Origin of the sequence: Shewanella sp. MM_2022_3 (assembly GCF_022557375.1) — a bacterium.
GTDB lineage: Bacteria > Pseudomonadota > Gammaproteobacteria > Enterobacterales > Shewanellaceae > Shewanella > Shewanella xiamenensis.
Map to the genome: position 1 here is coordinate 1 of NZ_JAKZGV010000086.1, position 6,490 is coordinate 6,490.

The following is a 6,490-nucleotide window of genomic DNA, read 5'->3' on the forward strand; positions in this document are numbered from 1 at the left end:
GACTGTTGATGAGATAAATCTTACTAAGTTGTGAGCGTTGAATATAAAATTGTAAACTAGTTGCGTTTAAAAGCCATTTTAAAAATATAAACTGGGCAAAGTTTATATCAGTGCGCCTAAATATTATGGAAAAAATTAAAATTTTATTAGTAAGTGCATTCCTTTTTTACACTTGTCTACCATATGCGTCGACAGTTATGGATAAAAAAGGAAATAGCAATGTTGAGCAGAGGCTTACACACAAATTTTCTGAAGGAAAATATTCTGCGAAGGGTGCAGATACTTGTTTAATGTGTCATCGCAAAAATACCACTGTCATGGCTATTTTTGATGGGGTACATGGCGATATCAATAATAGCAAATCCCCAATGGCTGGATTGCAATGTGAAGCGTGTCATGGGCCTATTGGCGAGCACAATAAAGGCGGCAAAGAGCCGATGATTACTTTTGGACGCGATAGCCAATTACCTGCACCAAGCCAAAATACGGTTTGTTTGGGTTGCCACCAAAATACTGAGAAAACAGGTTGGCACAGCAGCTTGCATAATATGGAAGAAATCGCTTGTGCAGATTGCCATCAGGTGCATGCCGCAAAAGACCCAATCTTAGACAAACAACAAGTAAATCAGACCTGTACCTCATGTCATGCCCGCGAAAAAGCTGACATGAGCAAACGCTCATCCCATCCGTTGAAATGGGACCAGATGACCTGTATCGATTGCCATGCCCCCCACGGCTCATCGAATGAGAGCGCCCTCAAAAAAGCCACGGTAAATGACACTTGTTATAGCTGTCATGCCGAAAAACGCGGCCCCTTCCTATGGGAGCATGCGCCCGTCACCGAAAACTGTTCAACCTGCCATAACCCTCACGGCAGCGAGAACGAGGCCCTAGTTAAACAACGTGTGCCGCAGTTATGCCAACAATGTCATGCCGACGATGGCCATGCGAGCCGTGTGGTTAGCCAACCGAGTACCAATGCTTTTGGTGCGGGTATGGGTTGTTTGAATTGCCATAGCCAAATCCACGGCTCCAACCACCCTGCTGGCAGCAATTTTGCGCGTTGATTAAGGAGTCTGAGATGAAGTTTAAATTGAATTTAATCACCATTGGACTGCTGACCGCCTCTGCAAGCGTTAACGCCGCAGACTTTTCGGTTAAGCAAGCCAATACCAGCCTGGTCAACACCAGCGCCTATCAATGTAAGTCCTGTACAGTAAAGCAGGGCTATCAAGGCGAAGTCAATGCCAATGTTGGCTGGGCAAACAGTGACGATATCCACTCAGGTAACAGCTTTGGCGACAGTGATGCGGGCTGGCGCGGCAGTGTGGGTGGCGATGTGAGTTATCGTCAGGGTGAATACCACGCAGCGATGCAAGCCGATGAACTCGGTTCGGACAACAGTTATTTGCATTTGGAAACTGGAAAAAACAATCTGGGCGGCATCCAACTTGATTACAACCTACTGACCCGTTATGACGCCACGGCCCAAACCCAACTATGGCATAACAATGGATTGCTGCTACCCGATAGCCACACTCGTTACCTTGACCTCGAATTACAACGTGAAAAAGTCGGTGTCGGCCTTGAAGGCGAGTTAGATGCACTGCTTAACGGCCTTAAGGGTTATATCAACTATGACCACGAGGATAAAACGGGAAATCGTCGCAGCAGTTTATTAGCCAACTCTGGTCCAATAAACTTCGCCTTACCCGTGGATGCTACAACTCAAAATATAAATGCCGGTATCAGCATAGACCAGCATCAATGGCAGAGTGAACTGACCTATAACGGCAGTTACTACCGCAATCACATTAATCACTTAAGTCTGCCCTATGCCGACAATGTGTATGCCGCCACTCCAGATAACGACGCCCATCAAGTCTCGTTGACAAGCCAATATTTGCTTGGCAGCAGTGTGATTAACGGTCGTCTTGCGACGGGCCGAATGGTACAGGATGACAATCTAATCCAAATCAGCGGTAATCCTCTGCAAAGCTGGGACGGCGAAGTGGAGACCTTAGATGCGCGTATCGGCTTTAGCAGTATGCTGAGCCCCCGCTGGCGCCTGAACGGTCAACTGGATTACAGCGACCGCGACAATAAAAGCTCTACTTGGGATTTTGCCCAATTTGAAGTCGACAACGTCAGTGGCGCCTTTAAGCAAAACGTGGCGATGGATATTCAGCGCACCAACTTCAAACTGCAGAGTAGTTACCGTTTCAACAGCGACTATCGCTTACTCGGCGGTTTTGATTACAAAGCGGTTGAGCGTAACTATACCGAGCGTGAAGAGACCGAAGACAGTGCGCTTTGGGCCAAGCTGAATATCCGCGCCATCCCTAAAACTGTGGTTGACCTGAAAACCAGTTACGAAACCCGTGGTGGCTCAACCTACGACAGTCTAGAAGCCACCTCCATCGAAGAAAATCCACTGCTACGCAAGTTTTACCTTGCTGATAGAAATCGTAATGGGCTCGAACTCAGGGTTAATCATACTCCCCTGCAATGGCTAACAGTTGATTTCGATGCCCATTACAACAGCGACGACTACGACAGCACCCTCATTGGTTTAACTGAGGTGCAGGACTACGGTTACAACGTACAACTCAGTTCGCAACTCTCCAACAGATTCAACGTTTTTGCTAGCGCAGGGCAACAATGGATTGACTCTGACACAGTAGGTAGCCAAGCCTATTCCACCCCAGATTGGTACACCAATGTCGACGATGAGTTTATCGACCTCAATATCGGTTTCACCTTCGACGGGCTGATGGATGACCGCTTAAGCATTGGGGGCAATTACCAATTTGCTAACTCCGCAAGCGATACCTTAATCACCTACAACGAAGCCCTGCCATATGGTGATTACTACTCCTATAACCACAGTATCGAGCTATATGGGCGTTATGCCTTGAGTGAGAGTGCAGGGCTCAAGCTGGGTTACCAGTACGAACGTTATTACGATACAGACTATGCCGAATCAGGCGTCAATAGCATACCAGGGTTAATTACTCTGGGAGAACTTAACCATAACTACAATGCGCATTTAGTTATGGTAAGTATTCATTTAATACTCTAGAAGGTAAATATATGGAAAGGCGTGATTTTTTAAAATTTAGCGCTAGTGTAGCTACATTGAGTAGCTTGACAGCATGTAATGATAATTCTGTTGACGTCGATTTGATCGAAGAAATAGAGCCAGATGAAGTGATAACAGTAGCAGCTTGTCTTGCTAACTGCAAAGCAACATGCCCATTAATGATTACAACTGTTGATGGGGTTATAACTAAAGTATCCCCAGAAACAACCACAAAAGGGTCAGAGGATGGATTTGATATACGCCAACAAAGACCTTGTGCTCGTGGACACTCTGCAAAACAAAAAATATATAACCCAGACAGGGTTCTTAGGCCACTGAAACGCGTCGGAGTTCGGGGTAGCGGACAATTTGAACCTATAAGTTGGGAATTAGCATTTTCAGAAATTGCACAAAAGCTAAAAGCTATTTATGAAAAATATGGTTCTAGATCCGTATTCAATCTCGGAGGGACTTCTTCAGGTGCGATATACTCAGCAACTCCAATTAATAATTTACTTAATGTCATGGGGGGATATACAGGACTATTTAGTTCAATGAGCTTCAGTCAGGTAGACAAAATTATGCCGTACATGTACGGCTCGAGACCATTTTCTTCTATTGTCGAATCAAAATTCTCTGACTTATATTTATTTTTTGGTTTTAACCCAATGGAAACTGGAGCAAGTGGTGCAGGATATGGTTTTGAATGGCAGCATGTAAAGGGAAATACTCCTGTAATTTGTTTCGATCCTAGATATTCAGATTCAATGCTTGGAAGGGAAGAGAGTCACTATTTCATTAGGCCGGGAACCGATGCTGCACTCTGCGAAGCAATGGCATATCATCTTATAACAACTGATCAAATCGATAAAAATTTTCTAAAAGAAAAATGCTATGGTTTCTGGGCAGAATCGGAAATGCAAGATCCGCACAATCCGTCTCTAACAATACCTGAAGTACCATATGAAGAGTGTTATGAAGCGCATATTCTTGGAGTAAAGGATGGGATACCAAAAACACCAGAATGGGCATCAAAAATTACAGGCGTACCATCAGAAATAATTATAGATGTCGCAAATCGTCTAGCAAAAGCCAAAACTCCATATGTAATAGCAGGATGGAGTCTTCAACGGCAACTAAATGGTGAGGATAATATTAGGGCTGTCAGTACATTAGCTTTGATGGTTGGAGCTGTTGGTAAAAGAGGGACGTCGAATGGTGATATGCCATATTCAGATTTTTATACAACTAATGCTGCTTTTTTCTTACCTGCGGTACCAGCACACCCTACTAATGCAAAAGTAAGAATGTCTGCATGGCCCCGAGCTATTCTGGGCGGTAAAGAAATGACAATTATAAAAGATGACATTATATTACCAGCAGATGAGATAGATGAAAATGGCGATGGAAACCTTGGTTCCAATATTAAGTGCATATGGGTAAGAGGAGGAAATCATTTAGGTCAACAGGGTGATTCGTTTAAAATTTCAAGTGAATTATCAGATGAAAACAATGTAGAGTTGATTATTAATATTGAAAACCACATGTCCTCAACTGCAATGTATAGCGATTACGTCTTACCAGAAATGACATGGTATGAGCAGACTGATCTGCCTTTTTCGAATCTACAATCAGGCTCTATGACCTTCGTTATTGCAACTACCGGAATACCACGTATTGGAGATACAAAGTCAACATGGGAAATATGTGATGGTATTGCGAGAAAATTAGGAATAGAGAACGAATTTAGCATGGGAATGACAGAATACGAAGTTTTAGAACATGCGTATTCTATATTAAAAAGTCTCCATCCTGAACTGCCTCCAACATTAAAAGAAATGTATGATAAAAAAATTGTAAAATTTCCAAATCCTTGTAACGAATCTTATGAGTCTGCAATAAAGCATTGCGCTATGTATGAATACGTTAATAATGGTGGCATTCTTAATACAGCATCTGGGAAGATTGATATATTTTCTCACAAGCTTAGACAATTATCAGAAAAAAATATAATTCCAGATTATTGGTTAGGTAAGGATTATATAAATTCAATTCCTAAATATATGGTAGTTCCAGGAGGATTCGAAGATGAAACACAAGCTTCTGAATATCCGCTGCAGCTAGTTAATTATCACGCAAAATCAAATGTTCACTCTGGATATACAAACTCTTCATGGCTTAATGAAGCGGTTAGAAGAGCTGCATGGATAAATCCAGCAGATGCAAATGGTATACTGGACGGTGATGAAATAATCATTGAATCAAAATACGGAAAAATCAAGGTAGAAGCTAGATTAACTCATAGAGTGATGCCTGGAGTAATTTCATATGCACAAGGATTTAAATTCACACCTGTAGGTAATGTCGATATAGGTGGTAATGTAAATAGCCTTACAACTCACATGATGACAAGTCCAGTTGCAAAGGGCACAGGTGTGTACTCTAATCGTGTAAGAATATATAAAGCTTGAGGGATTTAAAATGGCAGATATTACGCAATTAGGATTTCATTTTGATAGTGGGAAATGTAGTGGATGTAAAGCTTGTCAGATTATTTGCAAATCTAAATTTGACGCTGAAATAACTCAAAACAATCGTAGAGTATATGAGTATGTAGGAGGAACTACAATACAAAATAACGATAAAACAATTAAAAGTAATGTATTTGCCTACTATGTTTCAATCGGTTGCAATCATTGCTCCGAACCCGTTTGCGTAAAAGCATGTCCTACTGGGGCATGCAACAAACAAAAAGGAAATGGTCTAGTAAAAATTGACCCTAATATTTGCATTGGTTGTGGAAGTTGCTCAAGAGCGTGTCCATATGATGCCCCACAACTAGACCCTGTCAGAAGAATTATGACGAAATGTGATGGATGTGAAGATGAGGTAAGGAAGGGCGAATTACCTAGATGTGTAGCAGGTTGTCCACAAAGAGCACTCGATTTTGGAACAATGAATGAATTAAAGGATAAATATCCTAATGCAACACGTGGTGATATAGCTCCATTACCAAATCCATCAATAACTAATCCTAGTTTGTTAGTGACACAGAACAAGCATGCCAGAAGTAGTGGTAGCTATGATGGAAAGATAGAAAATAAATCTGAAGTTTAACAAAGATTGGCCACTAGATTTAATTTAGTGGCCAGTTATGAGGTATTTAAATGAAAAGCCCTGCTAGTGAATATTTGTTTGCATCTGCTTGCTGTAAATTTTTCTCTACAATTATTTATAATAAGCCAACTAATTTCATAGATAGTATTCGTAATTTTGATTTTGAATGTTTCTGGCCTTCGTATTCAACAGAACAAAAGGCAACTTTAAATAATATCAGAGTAGCTTTAGACAGTGAAAATAATGATGAAATAAATTTAGATTATTTTAATCTTTTTGTAGGAAATTTCA

5 protein-coding genes are annotated in these 6,490 nt (G+C 41.4%); all 5 read left to right on the plus strand.

All coding sequences use genetic code 11. From position 1 onward, the window contains the following. Positions 1 to 197 precede the first annotated feature (197 nt). On the plus strand, positions 198 to 1,067 hold the full coding sequence (locus tag MMG82_RS20965) for a DmsE family decaheme c-type cytochrome (protein ID WP_241407381.1): 870 nt from the start codon (positions 198 to 200) through the stop codon (positions 1,065 to 1,067). A gap of 14 nt (positions 1,068 to 1,081) precedes the next feature. Further along, the gene (locus tag MMG82_RS20970) at positions 1,082 to 3,082 is read left to right on the plus strand and encodes an MtrB/PioB family decaheme-associated outer membrane protein (protein WP_241407382.1); all 2,001 of its coding nucleotides are present in this window, start codon (positions 1,082 to 1,084) and stop codon (positions 3,080 to 3,082) included. Between the two features lie 11 nt (positions 3,083 to 3,093). Beyond that, a complete protein-coding gene (locus MMG82_RS20975) occupies positions 3,094 to 5,553 on the plus strand; it encodes a molybdopterin-dependent oxidoreductase (protein ID WP_241407383.1) in 2,460 nt (819 codons plus the stop codon). Positions 5,554 to 5,563: 10 nt separating this feature from the next. Next, positions 5,564 to 6,199, plus strand: a complete 636-nt coding sequence (locus MMG82_RS20980; protein ID WP_241407384.1) for a DMSO/selenate family reductase complex B subunit — start codon at positions 5,564 to 5,566, stop codon at positions 6,197 to 6,199. 50 nt (positions 6,200 to 6,249) lie between these two features. Next, a partial coding sequence (locus tag MMG82_RS20985) for a hypothetical protein (RefSeq protein WP_241407385.1) occupies positions 6,250 to 6,490 on the plus strand: 241 nt, incomplete at its 3' end.